19 protein-coding genes are annotated in these 19,737 nt (G+C 73.5%); 13 read left to right on the forward strand and 6 right to left on the reverse strand.

Annotation, left to right across the window (positions count from 1 at the left end; all coding sequences use genetic code 11):
* Window positions 1-62 precede the first annotated feature (62 nt).
* The 3 genes from P3T27_RS27625 (at window position 63) to P3T27_RS27635 (ending at window position 3,389) form a co-directional block, all read left to right on the forward strand.
* Window positions 63-617, forward strand: coding sequence for a TetR/AcrR family transcriptional regulator (locus P3T27_RS27625; RefSeq protein WP_280683193.1), 555 nt, complete (start codon window positions 63-65; stop codon window positions 615-617).
* Between the two features lie 279 nt (window positions 618-896).
* Window positions 897-2,036: an agmatine deiminase family protein gene (locus P3T27_RS27630; RefSeq protein ID WP_280683195.1), complete on the forward strand. Its 1,140-nt coding sequence runs from the start codon at window positions 897-899 to the stop codon at window positions 2,034-2,036.
* A gap of 156 nt (window positions 2,037-2,192) precedes the next feature.
* Window positions 2,193-3,389 (forward strand): agmatine deiminase family protein, encoded by a 1,197-nt coding sequence (locus tag P3T27_RS27635; protein ID WP_280683432.1) that lies wholly within the window; start codon window positions 2,193-2,195, stop codon window positions 3,387-3,389.
* 95 nt (window positions 3,390-3,484) lie between these two features.
* Here P3T27_RS27635 and P3T27_RS27640 read toward each other — a convergent pair whose 3' ends face one another.
* Window positions 3,485-4,675, reverse strand: a complete 1,191-nt coding sequence (locus P3T27_RS27640) for an IS110 family transposase (protein WP_280683197.1) — start codon at window positions 4,673-4,675, stop codon at window positions 3,485-3,487.
* Window positions 4,676-5,107: 432 nt separating this feature from the next.
* Entirely contained in the window at window positions 5,108-5,704 is a 597-nt protein-coding gene (locus tag P3T27_RS27645; RefSeq protein ID WP_280683199.1) for a TetR/AcrR family transcriptional regulator, read from the reverse strand.
* 257 nt (window positions 5,705-5,961) lie between these two features.
* On the opposite strand from P3T27_RS27645, the gene P3T27_RS27650 reads away from it, so the two are divergent.
* The 8 genes from P3T27_RS27650 (at window position 5,962) to P3T27_RS27685 (ending at window position 14,964) form a co-directional block, all read left to right on the forward strand.
* On the forward strand, window positions 5,962-7,149 hold the full coding sequence (locus P3T27_RS27650) for an agmatine deiminase family protein (protein WP_280683201.1): 1,188 nt from the start codon (window positions 5,962-5,964) through the stop codon (window positions 7,147-7,149).
* A gap of 128 nt (window positions 7,150-7,277) precedes the next feature.
* Entirely contained in the window at window positions 7,278-8,297 is a 1,020-nt protein-coding gene (locus P3T27_RS27655) for an agmatine deiminase family protein (protein WP_280683203.1), read from the forward strand.
* Between the two features lie 30 nt (window positions 8,298-8,327).
* Window positions 8,328-9,989: an ABC transporter substrate-binding protein gene (locus tag P3T27_RS27660; RefSeq protein ID WP_280683204.1), complete on the forward strand. Its 1,662-nt coding sequence runs from the start codon at window positions 8,328-8,330 to the stop codon at window positions 9,987-9,989.
* The gene (locus P3T27_RS27665; RefSeq protein ID WP_280683206.1) at window positions 9,986-10,945 is read left to right on the forward strand and encodes an ABC transporter permease; all 960 of its coding nucleotides are present in this window, start codon (window positions 9,986-9,988) and stop codon (window positions 10,943-10,945) included. The genes P3T27_RS27660 and P3T27_RS27665 overlap by 4 nt, the downstream gene beginning before the upstream one ends.
* Window positions 10,942-11,796, forward strand: a complete 855-nt coding sequence (locus tag P3T27_RS27670) for an ABC transporter permease (RefSeq protein ID WP_280683208.1) — start codon at window positions 10,942-10,944, stop codon at window positions 11,794-11,796. Before P3T27_RS27665 ends, P3T27_RS27670 begins: the two co-directional genes overlap by 4 nt.
* Complete coding sequence (locus P3T27_RS27675; protein ID WP_280683210.1) at window positions 11,793-12,770, forward strand: ABC transporter ATP-binding protein; 978 nt, start codon at window positions 11,793-11,795, stop codon at window positions 12,768-12,770. The genes P3T27_RS27670 and P3T27_RS27675 overlap by 4 nt, the downstream gene beginning before the upstream one ends.
* Window positions 12,763-13,611, forward strand: a complete 849-nt coding sequence (locus P3T27_RS27680) for an ABC transporter ATP-binding protein (protein ID WP_280683212.1) — start codon at window positions 12,763-12,765, stop codon at window positions 13,609-13,611. Before P3T27_RS27675 ends, P3T27_RS27680 begins: the two co-directional genes overlap by 8 nt.
* Before the next feature lie 165 nt (window positions 13,612-13,776).
* Window positions 13,777-14,964 (forward strand): agmatine deiminase family protein, encoded by a 1,188-nt coding sequence (locus tag P3T27_RS27685; protein ID WP_280683214.1) that lies wholly within the window; start codon window positions 13,777-13,779, stop codon window positions 14,962-14,964.
* A 51-nt stretch (window positions 14,965-15,015) separates the two neighbouring features.
* Here the strand turns inward: P3T27_RS27685 and P3T27_RS27690 are convergent, their stop codons facing one another.
* The 3 genes from P3T27_RS27690 to P3T27_RS27700 are packed head-to-tail and all read right to left on the reverse strand — an operon-like array spanning window position 15,016 to window position 17,923.
* Window positions 15,016-15,501 carry a copper chaperone PCu(A)C gene (locus tag P3T27_RS27690; protein ID WP_280683216.1) on the reverse strand — a complete coding sequence of 162 codons (486 nt, stop codon included), beginning with the start codon at window positions 15,499-15,501 and terminating at the stop codon, window positions 15,016-15,018.
* Complete coding sequence (locus P3T27_RS27695; protein ID WP_348534140.1) at window positions 15,498-17,729, reverse strand: heavy metal translocating P-type ATPase; 2,232 nt, start codon at window positions 17,727-17,729, stop codon at window positions 15,498-15,500. Before P3T27_RS27695 ends, P3T27_RS27690 begins: the two co-directional genes overlap by 4 nt.
* Before the next feature lie 32 nt (window positions 17,730-17,761).
* Complete coding sequence (locus P3T27_RS27700; protein WP_280683222.1) at window positions 17,762-17,923, reverse strand: hypothetical protein; 162 nt, start codon at window positions 17,921-17,923, stop codon at window positions 17,762-17,764.
* Between the two features lie 407 nt (window positions 17,924-18,330).
* On the opposite strand from P3T27_RS27700, the gene P3T27_RS27705 reads away from it, so the two are divergent.
* Together P3T27_RS27705 and P3T27_RS27710 are read left to right on the forward strand one after the other, a co-directional pair.
* On the forward strand, window positions 18,331-18,951 hold the full coding sequence (locus P3T27_RS27705; RefSeq protein ID WP_280683223.1) for a hypothetical protein: 621 nt from the start codon (window positions 18,331-18,333) through the stop codon (window positions 18,949-18,951).
* A 71-nt stretch (window positions 18,952-19,022) separates the two neighbouring features.
* On the forward strand, window positions 19,023-19,265 hold the full coding sequence (locus P3T27_RS27710; RefSeq protein WP_280683225.1) for a hypothetical protein: 243 nt from the start codon (window positions 19,023-19,025) through the stop codon (window positions 19,263-19,265).
* A gap of 24 nt (window positions 19,266-19,289) precedes the next feature.
* On the opposite strand, the gene P3T27_RS27715 is transcribed toward P3T27_RS27710, so the two are convergent.
* Complete coding sequence (locus tag P3T27_RS27715) at window positions 19,290-19,703, reverse strand: NTP pyrophosphohydrolase (RefSeq protein ID WP_280683227.1); 414 nt, start codon at window positions 19,701-19,703, stop codon at window positions 19,290-19,292.
* Window positions 19,704-19,737: the final 34 nt, after the last annotated feature.

The following is a 19,737-nucleotide window of genomic DNA, read 5'->3' on the forward strand; positions in this document are numbered from 1 at the left end:
CGGCCGGGCGGCCGGTCCGCCGGGTAGGGTGACCTCTTGTGGCTGACCGTCGAACCTTGATCATGGAAGCGGCTGCGCGGGTCATCGCCCGGCGCGGTGTGCGCGGGCTGCGCGTGGAGGAGCTGGCGGCGGAGGCGGGTGTCTCCACCGCGCTGATCTACTACCACTTCAAGGACCGCGCGGGGATCCTCCGCTCGACCCTGGAGTTCATCAACGACCGCGCCGAGCGGTACACGACGGAGCGTGCGGCGGACGCGCCGCCCCTGGACGCCAGGGGTGAGCTGGAGCAGACGCTGCTGTTGGAGTTCCAGGACACCCCCGAGGTGCGGGAGAACAGCACGGCCTGGGGCGAGCTGCGGGCGAGTGCGGTGTTCGACCCCGAGCTGCGCGAGGACCTGGCCCGGGCGACGCTGGTCTGGGTGCAGGAGGTCGCCGACCTGCTCGGCAAGGTGCGGCCGATGAGCGGGGCCGCCGCCCTGGCCGCCTCTGCCGAGCGGCTGACCGCGCTGCTGGAGGGGCTGAGCGTCCGCTGGCTCAGCGGCAGCCTGCCGGTGAAGCACGCACGTGAGTTGATGGCGGGCGCGATCGACAGCGAGCTGGAGCGGCTGAACGGCTGAGCAGCTGAGCGACCGAGCTGAGCGACCGAGCCGGGCGGCCGGCGCCGGTCGGATTCGGCCCCGGGCTCAGGCGGTCCGGGGCCTTCTCGTGCCCGCCGTGGCCCCGCTCGGTGCCCCCCGAGGGTGACGGTAACCCTGCGGGGCCGATCCCTGTCCCATTTCTTGACTGAAAATTCAGTCAATGTAAGAGTGGAGACGTGGCGCCGGGCGATCACCGCCCGGCCCCCGCGGCAAGGCCACCGGTCGGCCGGTGGGCAATACTTGATTCTGGAGATCAGCATGAGCGACACCCACGGTGATGGCCGCTCCCTGTTCGGCCGCCTCTTCGGAGCCCAGCCCCCGCACGGGGCGGTTCCGGACAGCGGCTGGGCGCCCGCCCATGCCCACGGGGCGGGTGACGGCGAGGCGGGGCTCCCGCAGTGGTGGGTGGACCGCGACGACGTCCCGCACGCCCGCACCTGGATGTCGTGGCCGTCCCGCAGGTCCGTCTGGGGCCGGCAGCTGGCGGGCGTCCAGCAGGACATCGCGCTGATCGCGGCGACGATCGCCCGCTTCGAGCCGGTCGTGATGTGCGCCCCGGACGACTACAGCGTCCGGGAGGCGCAGTCCCTGTGCGGCCCGAACGTCACGGTGACCGACTCCATCCCCACCGACGACCTGTGGATGCGGGACATCGCCCCGGTGTTCCGGCGTGACGGCTACGGACGGCTCGACGCGGTCGGCCTCAACTTCAACGGCTGGGGCGACAAGCAGACCCACCGCGACGACGCCGAGGCCGCGCGCGGCATCGCCGGGCTGCTCCGACTCCCCTTCTCTTGCGCGGAGTTCGTCGGCGAGGGCGGCTCGATCGAGACCGACGGCGACGGCACGGTGATGGCCACCGAGAGCAGCCTGGTCAACAAGAACCGCAACCGGGGCATGAGCCGGGACGAGATCGAGGAGGCCGTCCTCGATGCGTACGGCGCGGACAGGATGATCTGGGTCCCCGGGATCAAGGGCAAGGACATCACCGACAACCACATCGACGTCACCTCCCGGTTCGTCCGGCCCGGCGTCGTCCTGGTGCAGCTGCCCCCGGCGGACCGCCACGACGTCTGGGCCCGGGACGCCCGCGAGCAGTTCGACATCCTCTCCCGGGCCACCGACGCCAGGGGCCGACGGCTCCAGGTGATCCGCGTGGACGGCCCCGACACCGTCCGCTCGCGGGATGCGAAGTTCGTCGACTCGTACCTCAACTTCCACGTGGTCAACGGCGGCGTGATCGCCGCTCAGTTCGGCGACGTGGACAAGGACGAGGCCGCCCGGCGCACCCTCGCGGAGGCCTTCCCCGGGCGCGAGGTCGTCCAGCTCGACGTCGACCGCCTGATGGCCGGGGGCGGCGGCATCCACTGCTCCACGATGCAGGAACCGCTTCCCTAGGGCCCGTCCCCGGACGGACCCCCCGTGAGGCCTCCCGTGACCAGGCCGGGGCCGTCCACCCCATCCGCGCAGTCCTGCACCCTCATCCAGCCGGAGTGTTCCGTGTTCAACGCCTCCCCGCCGTCCGCCCCCCGCTCCACCCCGTCCCGCCGCACGATGCTGCGCGCCGCGGCCGGCGTCGGCCTGCTGACGCTCGGCGCCGCGGCCTGTTCCTCCTCGGAGGGGAGCGACGAGGCGTTGCCCTCGGACTCCGCCACGCCGCCCGCAGCGGGCGGGCCCCAGCCGCCGGCGCCGGGCACCTCCGCCCCCACCGCGCCCGGCCCGACGGGGGCGACGCCTGGGCGCAGGTTCGGCGCGGAGTGGGAGAGCCACGCCCGCACCTTCATGGCCTGGCCCGCGTCCACCGGCATCTGGGGCGATCAACTCCCGGACGTCCGCGCCGACATCGCGCGGCTGGCCCGCGCCGTCGGGGGCTACGAACCGGTGCTGATGTTCGCCCGGCCCGCGCAGGTGGACGCCGCGCAGAGCGCCTGCGGCAAGGACGTCGAGGTCGTCCCGCTGCCCGTCGACGACCTGTGGGCCCGGGACACCGTGCCGGTGTTCGTCGAGGACGGCGGCGCGTTGAAGGGCGTCGACTTCAACTTCAGCGGCTGGGGCAACAAGCAGAAGGAGCACGGCAACGACACGGCGCTGGCCGCCGCCGTCCTCGGCAAGTACGGGATCGAGCGGGTCCGCACGCCGGTGGTCGCCGAGGGCGGCTCCTTCGAGACCGACGGCCAGGGGACGCTGATGGTCACCGAGAGCTCGGTGGTCAACCAGCGCCGCAACCCGGGCAAGAGCCGGGACGAGATCGAGGCCGAGCTCAAGAAGGCCCTCGGCGTGACCAAGGTGATCTGGTTCGCCGGCGTGCGCGACCAGGACATCACCGATGCGCACGTGGACTGCCTGGTGCGCTTCGCGGCGCCCGGGGTCGTCCTGCTGGACCAGCCGTTCCCGGGTGCGCCCGCCGACGTCTGGTCGCGGTCCTCGGCCCAGGCGCGCGAGGTCCTGAAGAACGCCACCGACGCGCACGGCAAGCCGCTGCAGGTGATCGACCTGCCGCAGCCCGACCCGGACCGGATCACCGGGCGCGGCGACGCCTTCGTCTCCTCGTACATCAACTTCTACGTCGCCAACAAGTCGCTGTTCCTGCCGCGCTTCGGCGACGCCAAGGCCGACGACCGGGCCCAGCAGATCCTGCGCGACCACTTCCCCGGCCGCGACATCGTCCCGGTGAAGATCGACAACATCGCCTCCGGCGGCGGCGGGATCCACTGCTCGACCCACGACCAGCCCGGCAAGCCGGAGTCCTGACCCGCTCCCTGTCGGCCCGGAGTCCTGACCCCCTGTCAGGTGCGGCTCCCCTCCCGGACGAGGCACCACGCGACCGACACCTCCTAATGCTGTTGTCAAGCGGCAGCAATGACAGGGAGTCCACGCTGGAAGCACTGTCCGTCACGAATGAGGGCCCACAGGACGTTGACGCGTCGTCGGGCCAGGGCGAGGACGGCCTGGGTGTGTCGCTTGCCTTCGGCACGCTTGCGTTCGTAGAAGCGCCGGGATTCCTCGCAGCTGCGGATGCTGATGAGCGCGGAGGTGTAGAAGACGCGTTGCAGTCCACGGTGGTAGCGCCGGGGGCGGTGCAGGTTGCCGCTGATGTTGCCGGAGTCGCGGGGCACCGGGGCGACTCCGGCGAAGCTGGCCAGACGGTCGGCGCTGGCGAAGCGGCTCATGTCGCCGGCGGTGGCAGCCAGGAACTCGGCGCCCAGCAGCGGGCCGATGCCGGGCATGCTGGCGATCACTTCGGCGAGGTCGTGGTCGCGAAACCGGGCCGCAATGAGCTTGTCGATCTCGGCGATCTGCTCGTTGAGGCCCATCACCTCCTTCGCCAGGGTGTGGATCACCTGCGCGGCGATCTTCTCCCCGGGGACGGTGGTGTGCTGGCGCTCGGCCGCCTCCAGGGCGGCCTGGGCCAGGGTGTCGGCGCCGCGGACCTTGCGGTTGCGCAGCCAGGTCTCCAGGCGGCTGCGGCCGGTCCGGCGCAGGGCGGCCGGGGTCTGGTAGCCGGTCAGCAGGACCAGCGGACCGACGTTGCCCATGTCCAGGACTCGCTCCAACGCTGGGAAGATTCCTGTGAGTTGGCCGCGCAGCCGGTTGATCCTGCGGGTGCGGTCAGCGGACAGGTCGGAGCGGCGGTCGGTGAGGATCCTCAGCTCGACGGCGTGCTCGTCGTCCGGCCGGATCACGGCCAGGTCCCGGCGCATCCGGGCCTGGTCGGCGATGACGACCGCGTCCTTGGCGTCGGTCTTGCCCATGCCCCGGTAGCCGGCCGAGGCCCGGTTGACCGCCAGGCCGGGTATGTAGACCAGCTGCTGGCCGTGGTTGAGGAGCACGTTGATCAGCAGGGCGGCCATGCCGTCGGCGACGTCGACCGCCCAGAGCACGTCCTCGTCCAGCGCCAGGACATCGGCGAGCAGGGCCAGCAGTTCCGGCTCGTCGTTCAGGACCCGGCGCGAGAGCAGCTTGCGGCCCTCGGTGTCCAGGACCACGCAGTGGTGGTGGGTCTTGCCGATGTCCGTGCCCGCCCAGATCTGGGCCACCTGTTCCTCCGGTCGTTCGATGCGTGCTGTTCGTCCGGACGACCTCGCCAGCGTGGTCCTACTCAGCGATGCACCCGAGGGGCCCGCAGCTCCTAATCAGCGGTCGAGTCGTCGTGAGGCACCGGGTGGCCAGGTGTCGTAAACCATCGAGGGCAACCAACTGAAAGCCATACCCGGTGTCTCTGGATCTCTGGACCTTACGACGGCCCGTTCAACCCGTACCAACAACGTAGGACCGACTGAGCGGAACCGGCTGCCGATCCGACGGCGAGCCGCTGCACTCCGCACCCGCGGACGGCGTCTCGCTCAGCCACCTCTCCTTCGTGGAGCCGACCGGGTACCGGCGAACAGCCCCAGCCCCAGCCCCAGCCTCCGAGCCGCAGGCTCGGGGGCTGGGCGTCGTGGTGGACGCGGCCCTCGGCTACTGAAATATCAGTCGCTCCTGCCGTGCCCTGCCCGGGCGTACGCCAGCTCCGCGTCGATCGCCTCGCCGAGCAGCCTGCGGGCCTGGTCGAGCGACAGCGAGCCGCTCAGCCACCGGACGCTGAGGCCCTCCAGGAGGGCGGTGAGGCGCTCCGCGGACGCGGCGTGGGCGGGCGCGGTGCCGGCCGGGTGAGTGCGGCCGAGCAACCCGGCGATCTCGTGCACCCAGCTGTGGGTGGCCCGGGCGAGGTCGTCGCGCAGGCCGGACTCGAACACCGCGCTCGCCCTCAACTCGCCCCAGGCGGTGCTGTTCTCGCGCACCTCGGCGGCGTCCTGGAGCTCCAGCAGGAGGGCCTGCTCCAGTTCCGTCCTGGGGTCGTTCCCGGGGTTCTCCCGGTCGGGCTCGGCGGTGTAGCGGTCGGCCCGCTCGCCGATGAACTCCAGGGTCTCGCGGAGGATTCCGGCGCGGTCGGTGAAGTGGTAGTAGATCAGCGAGGTCGACACTCCGGCCTCGGCCGCCAGTTCCCCCACCCGCAGCCCGCGGACGCCGCGTCGCGCGATGACGCGGGTGGCGGCTCTGACGATCTCTGTTCGACGCTCTGACACGGGCGTTCACTCTACTCGCACGGACCCGGTCGACGGGCCACATCCTGATCACATCTTCAGGATCTTGCCCTCCCGTCGTTTCTGCTGCTCCGCCCGCGGTTCGGCGGCGCCCGAGATTCGGTACGTCCGCGCACGGCGCGGGCTGTGCGGGCCGCACCGAATCCGCCGACGGGTATCTCGCGCCGGAATATTGACTGAACTTTCAGTTCGGTCCAGGATGTGCTCACCCCCACCTCCCGATCCCTCCAGGGAGCCCCATGAACACCCCCACGTCCTCGCGCCGCAGCGTGCTCAAGTTCGGCGCGGCCGCCCTGCCGTTGGCGGCCCTCGGCACCGCCCTCCCCGCGAGCGCGTACGCCGCCGCCCTCCCCGCGAGCGCGCACGCCGCCACCCCGCCGGCCGGCGGCGGGCTGCGGATGCCGGTGGAGACCGACCGGCACACCCGCACCTTCATGGCCTGGCCGGCCCTGAGCTCGGTCTGGCAGGACCAACTGCCCGCCGTCCGCCGGAACATCGCCAACCTGGCCTACGAGATCTCACGCTTCGAGCCGGTGGTGCTCCTCGCCCGCCCCGGGCAGGCCGCCGACGCACGCTACGCCTGCGGCTCCGGCGCCTACTACGCCATCGAGGTCCTGGAGATCGCCGTCGACGACCTGTGGATCCGCGACTTCGGGCCGACCTTCGTGGTCGGGCCCGGCGCGATCGCCGGCGTCGACACCAACTTCAACGGCTGGGGCAAGACCGGCACGCCGTACTACCAGCCGTTCGCCGACGACGCCGCAGCCGCCGCGACGCTCCTCGCCGGCTACGGCGTCGACCGGATCCGGGCCCCGTTCGTCGGTGAGGGCGGCGCGCTGGAGACCGACGGCCAGGGCACCCTGCTGGCCACCGTCAGCTCGCTGGTCAACCCCAACCGCAACCCCGGCCAGTCCCAGGCCCAGGTGGAACAGGCACTGAAGTCGTCGCTGGGGATCGACAAGGTCATCTGGGTCCCGGGCCTGGCCGGACAGGACATCACCGACTGCCACATCGACTGCCTGGCCCGCTTCACCGCCCCCGGCCAGGTCATCCTGGACCAGCCCGGCCCCGGCGTCGACGCCCAGTGGGTCGCCGTCTACAACGCGACCAAGCAGGTGCTGCAGGGTGCCACCGACGCCCAGGGCAGACGCCTGCAGATCACCGAACTCCCCGGGCCGGACCGCAGCGTGATCCGGGGCCGCGGCAAGGACTTCCTGTCCAGCTACGTCAACTACTACACCGTCAACGGCGCCGTCATCGTCCCGCAGTTCGGCGACGGCTACGCGGACGGCGTCGCCTACGCCATCCTCCAGGCCGCGTACCCGGACCGCACCGTCGTCCAGGTCGACATCGACGCCATCGCCTCCGGCGGCGGTGGCATCCACTGCGCCACGCAGTCCCAGCCGGCCGTGCCCGCCGTCCTCTGACCGTCCCGCCCGCCGAGCCCCGCCCCCTGAGCCGCTCAAGCCCGAACCACCCGCCCGAAGGCGCCCCGTGCGCCCGGGCGGGAGCCCTTCCGCACCGACCGAACGTCCGAGCAGAGAAGAGTTCCATCGTGAGTACCGCTGGTTTCCGCATGCCCGCCGAGTGGACCCACCACGAGGGCTGCCTGATGGCCTGGCCCACCCGGGCCGAGCTCTGGGGCGAGACCTACGAGGAGGTCAAGCGGGAGTACGCCGGGGTCGCCCGGGCGATCTCCGCGTTCGAGCCGGTGACGATGGTCGCCTGCCCCGGCCAGGGCGAGGAGGCCCGCACCCTGTGCGGCGAGGGCGTCGAGGTGGTGGAACTGCCCCTCGACGACTCCTGGTTCCGCGACTCCGGCCCGATCTTCGTGCTCGACCCCGACGGCCGGCGGGCGGGTGTGGACTTCCGCTTCAACGCCTGGGGCGGCAAGCACCACCCGTACGACACCGACGACCGGATCGCGGGCCTCCTGCTGGAGCGCCTGGGCGTCGAGCGCATCGACTCCCGGATGATCCTGGAGGGCGGCGCCGTCACCGTCGACGGCGAGGGCACCCTGATCACCACCGAGCAGTGCCTGCTCCACCCCAACCGCAACCCGGGCATGAGCCGGGCGGAGATCGAGGCCGAGCTGAAGGCCAAGCTCGGCGTCACCACGGTGATCTGGCTGCCGTACGGCGGACTGCTGGACACCGAGACCGACGGCCACGTCGACGGCGTGTGCGCCTTCGTGGCCCCCGGCAAGGTCGTCGTCCAGCTCCCGGACGACCCGGCGCACCCCGACCACGAGCGGATGCGCGAGAATCGGGCCGTCCTGGCGGCGGCCGTCGACGCCAAGGGCCGCACGCTGGAGATCATCGACCTGCCGCAGAGCGCCTTCGTCGACGTCGACGGCAAGGAGACCGAGGTCGGCTACCTCAACTTCTACATCGCCAACGGCGGCGTCGTCGTGCCGACGGCCGGCGTGCCCCAGGACGAGGGCGCCCTCGCGGTGCTCGCCGAGGCGCTGCCCGGCCGCAAGGTCGTCGGGGTGCGCTCCCGCGTCATCGCCTACGGCGGCGGCGGCGTCCACTGCATCACCCAGCAGGTGCCCGCCGCCCAGCCCGGCGTCTGACCGGCACCTCCCCCACGGAAGAGAACCCTCATGAGCACCTCTCAGGCCGGGGCCGGAACCCGCATCCTGCGCCGCCGCCGCTTCGGGGCCCCGGCCGCCGCCGTCGCCGTCCTCGCCCTCTCCCTGGCCACCGGCTGTGCCGGGCCGCCGAAGGACGGCGGATCCGGCGTGTCGTACAAGCTCTCCGCCGACACCCCGCCCGCCAAGGGCGGTCTGGACTCCTTCACCTGGGCCGTCTACGCCGAGCCGCCGACCCTGGACTACATCTCGGCGTTCGACTACCCGCAGAACACCATCCTCTCCAACGTCTGCGAGAGCCTGATGCGGTGGACGCCTCAGCTCACCCTCGCCCCGGGCCTGGCGGAGAAGGCCAGCAGCCCCGACCCGACGACCTGGATCTACGACCTGCGCCCCGACGTCCACTTCCACGACGGCGGTGTGCTGACCGCCGACGACGTGGTCTACAGCCTCGGCCGCCAGACCAACCCGGACAACGCCGCGGCCTGGGCCCAGCAGTTCCAGAACGTCGCCGGCATCACCAAGACCGGCCCGCTCCAGGTCACCGTCAAACTCACCCAGCCCGACTCGCAGTTCAACCAGTACATGGCCACCGCGGCCGGGGTCGTCGCGTCGAAGGCCGGGATCGAGGCGGCGGGGAAGGACTACGGCACCAGCGGCAGCCTGGACTGCACCGGGCCGTTCCGGCTCGGCACCTGGAACAAGGGCCAGTCGGTCGAGCTCCAGCGTTTCGACGACTACTGGGGCCCCAAGGCCAAGTCGGCCAAGGCCGTGTTCCGCTTCCTCACCGACCCCTCGGCCCGGGTCAACGCCATGCTCACCGGCGAGGCCGACGGCGGCTACCTCATCCCGACCGAGAGCTACGACCGGCTGCGCTCGGCCGGCAACGGCTCGCTCTACTTCGGCGAGGGCCTCAGCACGGTCAACGTCAACGTCACCACCATGACGGGCGTGCTCGGCGACGTCCGGGTCCGCAAGGCGCTCTCGCTCGCCCTGGACCGCTCCGGCTTCGTCCGGACCGGCCTCGGCGGGGCCGGCAGCGCCACCGGCTCGCTCACCACCCGCGCCGCCTGGGCGGCCGCTCCCGAGCACGTCCGCACCGAGGCGTTCGAGGGGCTCACCCCCACCGCCCCGGACCTCGACCGGGCCAAGGCGCTGATCAAGGAGGCGGGCGCCACCGGGAAGACCGTCACCGTCGCCACCAGCCCGATCGGCCAGGACGTCGCGCTGCTGGCCACCGCCGTGCAGGCGGCGGGCGCGAAGATCGGCCTGGACGTCCAGCTGAAGACCATCGCCCCCAACGCCTTCACCGCCCTGTTCACCGACCCCAAGGCACGCGAGGGCATCGACCTCTTCCCGGAGACGTACTACGACTCCATCACCGACCCGCTGGACCTCCTGGCCAACTTCAGGACCGGCGCCTACCAGAACTTCGCCTCGTACAGCGACCCGGCCTACGACGACCTGGTCAAGCGGGCCACCGCCGCCACCGACAGCACCGAGCGGTTCACCCTGGAGGCCCAGCTCCAGAAGACCGCCTCCGAGCAGCTGCTCTGGATCCCCGTCGCCGAATGGCCCACCACGGTGTTCCTGAACAAGCGGATCACCGGCGCCCCCACCACCATCTCCTACCTCTACTACCCGTGGGCGGCCGACGTGGGGGCGGCCCGGTGAGCTTCCTCAGATTCATCGTCCGTCGACTCCTGGAGATGGCGGCCACCCTGGCCGGCGCCTCGCTGGTGATCTTCGGCGCGATGTACCTCGCCCCGGGCAGTCCGGCGAGCTTCCTGCTCGCCGGCCGCTCGGCCACCCCGGAGGCGTTGCAGGCGGTGAACGCCCAGTACCACCTGAACGACCCGTTCATCGTGCAGTACCTGCGCTGGGCGGGGCAGATCCTGCACGGCGACTTCGGCCGCTCGATCACCTACCGCACGGACGTCTCCCGGCTGCTCGCCGACCGCCTGCCCGCCACGCTGCTGCTGGTCGCGATGGCGCTCGTCCTCGTCGTCGCCCTCGGCCTGCTGCTCGGCTGGATCGGCGCCGTCCGGGGCGGCGCCGCCGACTCCACCATCCTGATCGGCACCACCGTCGCGCTCGGCACCCCGTCCTTCGTCGCGGCCGTCCTGCTGCAGGGGCTGTTCGCGGTGAAGCTGGGCTGGTTCCCGACCGGCGGCACCGGGGACGGCCTCGGGTCGATGCTCTGGCACCTCGTGCTGCCCGCGCTGGCCCTCGCCCTCTACCTGATCGGCATGCTCGCCCGGGTCACCCGCGCCGCGATGGTCGAGGTCCTCGGGCAGGAGCACGTCACGGTCGCCCGCAGCCGCGGCGTCACCGGGCACCAGGTGATCCGCCGTCACGTCTTCCGCAACGCCCTGGGCACCGTACTGACCACCGGCGGACTCATCGTCTCCACCCTGCTGGTGTGCACCGTCCTGGTGGAGACCGCGTTCAGCGTCGGCGGCGTCGGGCAGCTCCTCGAACTGTCCACCACCACCAAGGACTTCCCCACCGTGCAGGCCATCTCCCTGATCCTGGTCGGCCTGTTCATGGCCGTGAACCTGGTCGTCGACCTGCTCCACCCCCTGGTCGACCCCCGGGTCACGCTCGGAGCCGGGAGGGCCGCCGGATGACCGCCACCCTCCTGCGCCGGCCCGGCCTCGCCCGGCTGCGCACCTCCCGCGCCCCGCTGCACCGGATCTGCCTCGGCTTCGTCGCCCTGGTCGTCCTCGCCGCGCTGCTCGCACCCTGGCTCGCGCCCCACGACCCGAACGCCGTCGACCTGGGCAACGCCCTCGCCGGCCCGTCCGGAGACCACCCGCTCGGCGTCGACGCCTCCGGCCGCGACACCCTGGCCCGGCTGGTGGCCGGGGCCCGCACCTCCCTGCTCGGACCACTCGGCGTGGTCGCCTTCTCCACGCTGGCCGGTATCGCCGTCGGCGTCACCGCCGCCTGGCGGGGCGGCTGGCTGGACTCCGTCCTCTCCCGCGGCACCGAACTGGTCTTCGCCTTCCCAGGTCTGCTGCTGGCCATCCTGATCGTCTCCGTGTACGGCGAGGGCCTGATCGCCCCCGTCGTCGCCCTCGCGATCGCCTACCTGCCCTACGTCAGCCGCCTCACCCGCTCCCTCGTCCTCGCCGAACGCTCCCGTCCCTACGTCGAGGCCTACCAGGTGCAGGGCCACTCCGGCCTGCAGATCTGCCTGCGCCACGTCATCCCCGGCATCGCCCCGGTGGTCCTCGCCCAGGCGACGGTCAACTTCGGCTACGCCCTGATCGACCTGGCCGGCCTCTCCTTCCTCGGGCTCGGCGTCCCCGCCCTCACCCCCGACTGGGGCCGCATGGTCTTCGACGGCCAGTCCGCCATCCAGCACGGCTACCCGCTGTCCGCGATCCTGCCCTGCCTGGCGATCGTGCTGACCGTCGTCGCCTTCAACGTCGTCGGCGAACGCTGGGCCGACCAGGTCGCCAGGAGGGACCGATGACCATCCTCGACATCCAGGCCTACCGCCTGCGCCTGCCGGACACCGCCCGGCCCGTCCTCGACGGCGTCGACCTCACCGTCCGGGCCGGGGAGACGGTCGCCCTGGTCGGGGAGTCCGGTTCGGGCAAGAGCCTCACCTCCCGCAGCGTCCTCGGGCTGCTTCCCGACGGGGCGACCACCGGGGGCACCGTACGGGTCAACGGCGAGGACGTCCTCACCATGACGCCCGAGCGGCTGCGCGACCTGCGCACCGGCACCGCCGCGATGGTCTTCCAGGACCCCCGCGCCGCCATCAACCCGCTGCGCCGCCTCGGCGACTTCCTCACCGAGAGCGTGCGCCTCAACGGCCGGCTCGCCGCCGCGGCGGCCGCCGAGCGGGCCGCCGAGATGCTGGACGCGGTCGGGCTGCCCGCCGCCGTCCTGGACCGGTACCCGGGGCAGGTGTCCGGCGGCATGCTGCAACGCGTGATGATCGCGGCCGCCCTGATGGGCGACCCGGCGCTGATCCTCGCCGACGAGCCCACCACCGCCCTGGACGTCACCACCCAGGCCGAGGTGGTCGCGCTGCTGGGCGACCTCCAGGAGCGCTTCGGCACCGGTCTGCTGTTCGTCACCCACGACCTGGGCCTCGCCGCCGCCATCAGCGACCGGGTGTCCGTGATGTACGCGGGCCGGATCGTCGAGACCGGCCCCGCCGAGGACCTGTTCGACCGGCCGCGCCACCCGTACACGGCGGCACTGCTCGCCTCGACCCCGCGCCTGGACGCCCCGCAGGGCCGGCTGGCCGCCATCGAGGGCCGGCCGCCCGGCCTGCGCGAGGAGCTGACGGGGTGCCCGTTCGCGCCGCGCTGCCCGATCGCCACCGAACTGTGCACCGAACAGGCGCCCGCCCTGCTGTCGATCGAGGCCGAGCCGGGCCGCCGCACCGCCTGCCACCACAGCGACCGGACGGGGGAGGGGAGCGCCGATGCCTGACCTGAACCAGGAGGACGCCGTCGATCCGAAGGGAGCGCCTGCGGTGCGCAGGACCGTGTTGGAGGTCGTCGGCCTGCACCGCGCGTTCGGCGGGGTGCGGGCGGTGGACGACGTCTCCTTCACCCTGGCCGAGGGCGGGTCGCTGGGCATCGTCGGCGAGTCCGGCTCCGGGAAGACCACCACCGCCCGGATCGTGGTCGGGCTGGAACGGGCGGACGCCGGGCAGGTCCTGGTCCACCGCCGGGACCGCACCGAGCACCGGCGCGGCCGGGCCCACCGGCTCGCCCGGGCCCGGGAGGTCCAACTGGTCTTCCAGGACCCGTACCTGTCCCTGGACCCGCGCACCACCGTCGGCGCCGCGCTGCGCGAGACCCTTCGGCTGCACTTCCCCGACGCGGACCACCCGCGGCGGATCGCCGAACTCCTCGACCAGGTCGGTCTCGGCGAGCGCGAGGCCGACGCACTGCCCCGGCAGCTGTCCGGCGGCCAGCGCCAGCGCGTCGCCATCGCCCGCGCGCTGGCGGTCGAACCGGCCGTGCTCGTCCTCGACGAGGCGGTGGCCGCCCTCGACGTCTCCGTGCAGGCGCAGATCCTCAACCTGCTGGCCGACATCCGCGCCCGGACCGGCATCGGCTACCTGTTCATCACCCACGACCTCGGCGTCGTCCGGTGCGTCACCGACGACGTCGTGGTGATGCGGCACGGCCGGATCGTCGAGTCCGGGCCCACCACCGAGGTCCTCGCCCACCCACAGCACGACTACACCCGGCTGCTGCTGGACTCCGTGCCCCGACCGGGCTGGGACCCGCGGTCCATCGCGGCCGCCCGCCGGGCGCTGTAACGCGGCGGCCCCCTGACCCGGGTCCGGGTCGTCGACGCCCCCACGGCGGCGGCCCGGACCCGATTCCCCCGATCGGCGGCGCGCGGGTTCACCGACCTGCCTCCCGCCCGCCCTACTGTCGGATTCGCCCGTTTCCGGGTGAATCCGACCGCGAGGGGACGTGCTATGAGAGAACCCGCCCTGTCCCGCCGGGCCCTGCTGCGATCCGGGGCCGTCGCCGCCGCGCTGGCGGTACTGGAGGGCTGCGGCTCGGACGCGACCCCGCCCGGGGAGGAGGAGTCCTCGGCACCTCCCGCCGCCACGACGGCCCCGGGCCCGCTCGCGATGCCGGCCGAGTGGCTCCCGCACACCCGGACGTTCATGGCCTGGCCGGCCCTCGATCAGGTGTGGGGCGACCAGCTGCCCGCCGTCCGCCAGGACATCGCGCACGTGGCGCAGGCCGTCGCCCGGTTCGAGCCGGTGGTCCTGATGGCCCGCCCGGACCAGAGCGCCGAGGCCCGGCAGCAGTGCGGTTCCAGCGTCGAGGTCATCGACCTCATGGTGGACGACCTGTGGGCCCGCGACACCGGCCCCACCTTCGTCACCGGGCCGGGCGCGCTGGCCGGCGTCGACCTCAACTTCAACGGCTGGGGCAACAAGCAGAACCACGACAACGACAGCCAGGTCGCCCGCAAGCTCCTCGACCACTACGGGATCCGGCGTATCCAGGCACCGGTCACCGGCGAGGGCGGCGCGATCGAGGTCGACGGCGAGGGCACCCTGATGGCCACCGAGAGCTCGTGGGTCAACGGGAACCGCAACCCGGGCAAGGACCGGGGCCAGATCGAGGCCGCTCTGATGGACCTGTTCGGCGTCCGGAAGGTCATCTGGTTCCCCGGCGTGTCCGGGCAGGACATCACCGACTGCCACGTCGACGCCCTGGCCCGCTTCGCCGAGCCGGGCGTGGTCGTCATCCACCGCCCCGGCCCGGACACCCCGCCGGACATCTGGTCCCGCGCCTCCGACCAGGCCCTGCAGGTGCTCCACGGCGCCACCGACGCCCAGGGCCGGACGCCGCGCGTCGTGGAGCTCGTCGAGCCCGACCTCAGCGGACAGCCCGACTGGGGCAAGGACTTCCTGGCCACCTACCTCAACTACTACGTCGTCAACGGAGCCGTGATCATGCCCCAGTTCGGGGACAAGGCCTCCGACGACCGGGCGGCGGGCATCCTGGGTGACCTCCACCCCGGGCGCGAGATCGTGCCGGTGAGCATCAACGCGATCGCCGCCGGCGGCGGCGGCATCCACTGCTCCACCCAGCAGCAGCCCGTGGCCGCCGGCTCCTCCGGGTCCGCGGCGGGCTCGGCGACCTGACGGGGGCCGGCCGGGGACGGCGGCGTCCCCGGCGGCCGGTCGCGGGCCCGCTCAGCGCGGGCGGGAGCCCGGCGGCAACACCTGGGCCCTGAGCCGCAGCTCCGGGCTGTGCCGGAAGCCGAGGGTGAACTCCACCCACTGGCCGGCCCGCAGCGGCGGCGGGTCGGCGATCATCAGGTCGGCGTCCTCCGGGGACATCGCCAGCTCGCCGCGGCCCGGCACCGGGAGCGCGCTCACCGGCTCCCAGCGTCCTGCGGCGCCCTGGTGCAGGTGCCGCTTCAGGGTGATCCGACCGCCGAACTCCCAGCTGGCACTGGTCAGTTCGTCCGGCACGTCGCCCGGGTTGCGGATCGTGAAGAACGCCGCCGTGGCCGGGGCCGCGCCCGCCGTCGGCAGTAGCAGCCAGCCCGCTCCGGCCTCCACCGGCCGGGGCCGCCCGGCTCCGCCGGCCGCCGTCCACCCGGTCAGCAGCGCCAGCGTCAGCGCCGCCGCGCCCACCGGCGGGCCGACCGTCCGCAGCCGTTCGATCGCGCTCATCGCCGCGCCCCCTTCCGGGCCGCCGAGGTGCCGCGCCCCGGCTGCCAGGTGCGCAGCCGCAGGCTGTTGCCGACCACCAGCAGCGAGCTGAGCGACATCGCCACCGCCGCCAGCATCGGGTTGAGCAGTCCGACCGCCGCCAGCGGGATCAGCACGACGTTGTAGCCGAAGGCCCACAGCAGGTTGGCCCGGATCGTCGCGAGCGTCTGCCGGGCCAGCCGGACGGCGTCCACCACCGCCTCGATCTCGCCGCGCACCAGGGTCAGTCCCGCCGCGCCGATCGCGGCGTCGCTGCCCGAGGCCAGGGCCACCCCGAGGTCCGCCGAGGCCAGCGCCACCGCGTCGTTGACGCCGTCGCCGACCACCGCGATCGTCCGCCCGGCGGCCCGCAGTTCGGCCACCACCTCGGCCTTGCGCTCCGGCGAGGCCGAGGCGTGCACCTGCTCGATGCCCAGCTCGCGCGCCACCGCCCGGGCCGCGCCCGGACCGTCCCCGGTCGCCAGCACGGCCTCCAGGCCCATCCCGCGCAGCCGGTGGAGCGCCCGCCAGCTGCCCGAGCGCAGCGTGTCGCCGACCGCGAGCACGGCCGAGGCCCGCCCGTCCAGCTCCACCACGACGGCGGTGCGGCCCGCGTCCGCAGCCGCGGCGACGGCGTCCGCCAGGGCGGTGGGCAGCGGCTGCGCCGTGCCGTCCGGGCGGATCACCCGGACGGCACGGCCCTCGACCGCCCCGGACACCCCGAGCCCGGTGGCGGCCGCGAAGCCGTCCGCCGTGGGCAGCGGGCCGCAGCGCTCCCGCGCGGCCGCCGCCACGGCCCGCCCGATCGGATGCTCCGAGCGGTGCTCCACCGCGCCGGCCAGCCGCAGCACCTCGCGCTCGTCGAGGCCCGGCGCCACCGTGACCTCGGCCAGCTCCATCCGCCCGGTGGTCAGCGTCCCGGTCTTGTCCAGGACGACGGTGTCGACCCGGCGCAGGCTCTCCAGCACCTCCGGTCCGCGCACCAGCACGCCCAGCTCCGCGCCCCGCCCGGTCGCCGCCAGCAGTGCCGTCGGCGTGGCCAGGCCCAGCGCGCACGGGCAGGCCACCACCAGCACCGCGACCGCGGCCGTCACCGCCGCCTGGGGGGCCGCGCCCGCGCCCAGCCAGAAGCCCAGTACGCACACCGCACCCGCCAGCACGCAGGGCACGAACACCCCGGCCACCGCGTCCGCCAGCCGTTGGGCGCGCGCCTTGCCGGCCTGGGCCTCGGCCACCAGCGCGGTGATCCGGGCCAGCTGGGTGTCCGCGCCGACGGCCGTCGCTCGCACCACCAGCGCGCCGCCGACGTTGACCGTCGCGCCCGCCACCTTGTCCCCGGGACCGACCTCCACCGGGACGCTCTCCCCGGTCAGCAGGCTCAGGTCGAGCGCCGAACCGCCCTCGACCACCACCCCGTCGGTGGCCACCCGCTCGCCCGGGCGCACCACGAACTCCTGCCCGGGCAGCAGCAGTTCGATCGCCACCAGGCGCTCCTCCCCGGTGCCGCCGGCCCGGACGCAGACCTGCTTCGCGCCCAGCTCGGCCAGCGCCCGCAGCGCGGAACCGCTGCGCCGCCGCACCCGGCCCTCCAGCAGCCGCCCGGCCAGCACGAACAGCGGCACCCCGACCGCGGCCTCCAGGTAGACGTGCGCCGCGCCGCCGCCGTCCGCGGTCAGCGAGAACGGCATCCGCATGCCGATCTCCCCGGCGCCGCCGCACACCAGCGCGTACGCCGACCAGCCGAAGGACGCCACCACCCCCAGGCTGACCAGGGTGTCCATGGTGGCGGCCGCGTGCCGCAGCCCCTGCCAGGCCCGGCGGTGGAACCCGGCCGACCCCCAGGTCACCACCGGGACGGCCAGCGCGAAGCAGACCCACTGCCAGGCGGGGAACTGCAGCGACGGCACCATCGACAGCACCACCACCGGGACGGCCAGCAGGGCCGTCACCAGCAGCCGCCACCGCTCCGCCGGCTCCTCGTCCGGCACTCCGACGCCCACTCCCTCGGGCGCGGGCTCTGCGGTGTAGCCGGCGCGTTCGACCGCTGCCACCAGCTCCGCGACCGGCACCGCGGCGGGATGCAGCACCCGGGCCCGACCGGTCGCCAGGTTCACCCCGGCGCTCACCCCGTCGATCCGGGCCAGCCGTTTCTCCACCCGGCCCACGCAGGCCGCGCAGGTCATCCCGCCGACCGCCAGATCGGTGCTCACCAGGGCCCCGGCATCGGCCCCCGCGACCGGGCTCACCGCATCCCGCCCATGTCGTGCCCGCCCATCCCGGGCGAGTCGCTGCCCTGGTTCCCGGGCCTCAGCCCGGGGGACACCGGCCCCGCCTGCCGTCCCACGGCATACGCCGCCACGAACACCACCACCAGCAGCAGGGCGAACCCCGCCAGCACACTCAACGGCCGGACACCCGGCGACTTCGCACTCACCCCCCAGCAGTCGGACGGCGGAGGCGGTTGGTTCCCGTACGGTTCGAACCACCAGCGGTTTTATTCGGATGACGGACCCGAACGGAGCGGGTAGCGTCCGGGACGGCGCCTCCCGCTGAGCTGGGCCCGGCTACTTCCCGTCAGAAGAGTTGCCGGTGCCCGTTGGTGATCCCCGGGAGGCGCCCTCCATCGCCCACGCCGTCCGCCTCCCACCACCGGGGGTGCGTCCGGGAGCCGGAGTCCGAGCCGTTCCCGCTGATCGTCATCCCCTCCACTCGAACGGGTGTGCAGCTCTCGCTCCCGCCCGGGGCACCCCGAAGCATGGGGTGCATACGGGCCTCCGGCCGCCGGACGCCGAGCGAGAAGAGAGAACCCCGGTGCGCGAACTCCACAGCCTTCCCAGTCCCTCGGCCACCAGCCGTCGGCAGGGCCGCCGTCCCCGCCGCCGGGCGGCCGCCCTGCTGGCGGCCCTCGCGGCTGCCGGGGTGCTGGCAGCGTGCAGCAGCTCGTCGACCAACCCCTCGGTCGCCGCCTCGGCGCCGGCGCCGTCCGAGTCGGCCACCGCCTCCGAGGGCACCGCCTCCCCGTCACCGGCCGGGTCGCCGTCCGCGGCCCCCACGGCCGACGCGTCGGTGGCGGCCTCGTTCGCCGCCTCGGTCTCCGCCCAGGAGGCCCAGACCCAGGCCAAGGCCGCCTCGGTGCTCGCCGATCTGCCCGGCGGCGGCAACGCCCTCGACTCGGTCACCCTCACCCCGGTGCCGCTGAGCGATTCCGGTGGGCTGCCCGCCGTCGTGGCCACCATCGAGAACCAGGGCATCAACGCGGCCTCCTACGCGGTGCAGGTGGACTTCACCGACACCGCCGGAAGGGCCGTGGACAGCACGGTGGTCGGCGCCGAGCACGTCCCGGTGGGGGAGCAGGCCGCCCCGATCGCGTTCAGCCGAACCCCGGCACAGCAGCGGCTGCTGCCCGTGGTGGTCAAGGCCGTCCGTTACTGAGTCCGGCTGCCGGTGAATGCGCCCGGCGCCGAATCGGCTGGATCCCGGAATGGATCGGCGACGGCGGTGCCGTGTCAGCCTCCGTGAACCCCTCGATGCCCTTCACCGTGACGGTCGGCTGCCAGGGCGGCGGCTCGGTGCAGGTCCACGTCGCCGGCCTGGCCCCGGCCGACTTCGCGGTCCAGTGCCCGGCGGACGCCATCGGCATCGGCTCGGTGGAGATCCCCGCCAGACCCGGCCGGGACCTGCAGTTCACCGTCACCGCCTCCGACCAGGCGATCCACTGGGGCATGTACGCCACCCAGGCGGACTGACCCCACCCTCACGGGGCAGAACACCTAGCGCCGCACGCTGCGCGGCCCGGTGACCGCTGCGCCCAGCGCGCCGACCCGGGCCCGCAGTTCGCGGTCGGCGGTGACGACCAGGCAGTCCCGGTCAGGCTGATCGGCCCTGGCCGCCCGGACCAGCTCGACGATCAGGTCGTCACCGCTGCCGGTCGCGGCGACCACCCGCACCTCGGGCACCTCGCGCACGCCCCGGGCCGCGCCCTCCACGACCAGCACCACCTCCAGCGGCCCCGGCCGCTCCGGCAGGCCCTGCCCGGCGACGGCGACCAGTGCGTCCCGCAGCCGCTCGGCGGCGCCGCGCCGGTCCCGCCACCACCCGTCGGGCACCGACCCGACCACGTTGGCACCGTCCACCACCAGCAGCGACAGCCCGCCCCGGGCCCCGGCCGCGTCCTTGACTCCCATGGTCGCCAAGCCTGCCACGGCCCGGGCTGCTCCC

The sequence above is a fragment of the Kitasatospora sp. MAA19 genome (assembly GCF_029894125.1).
In the GTDB taxonomy this organism is placed as follows: Bacteria; Actinomycetota; Actinomycetes; order Streptomycetales; family Streptomycetaceae; genus Kitasatospora.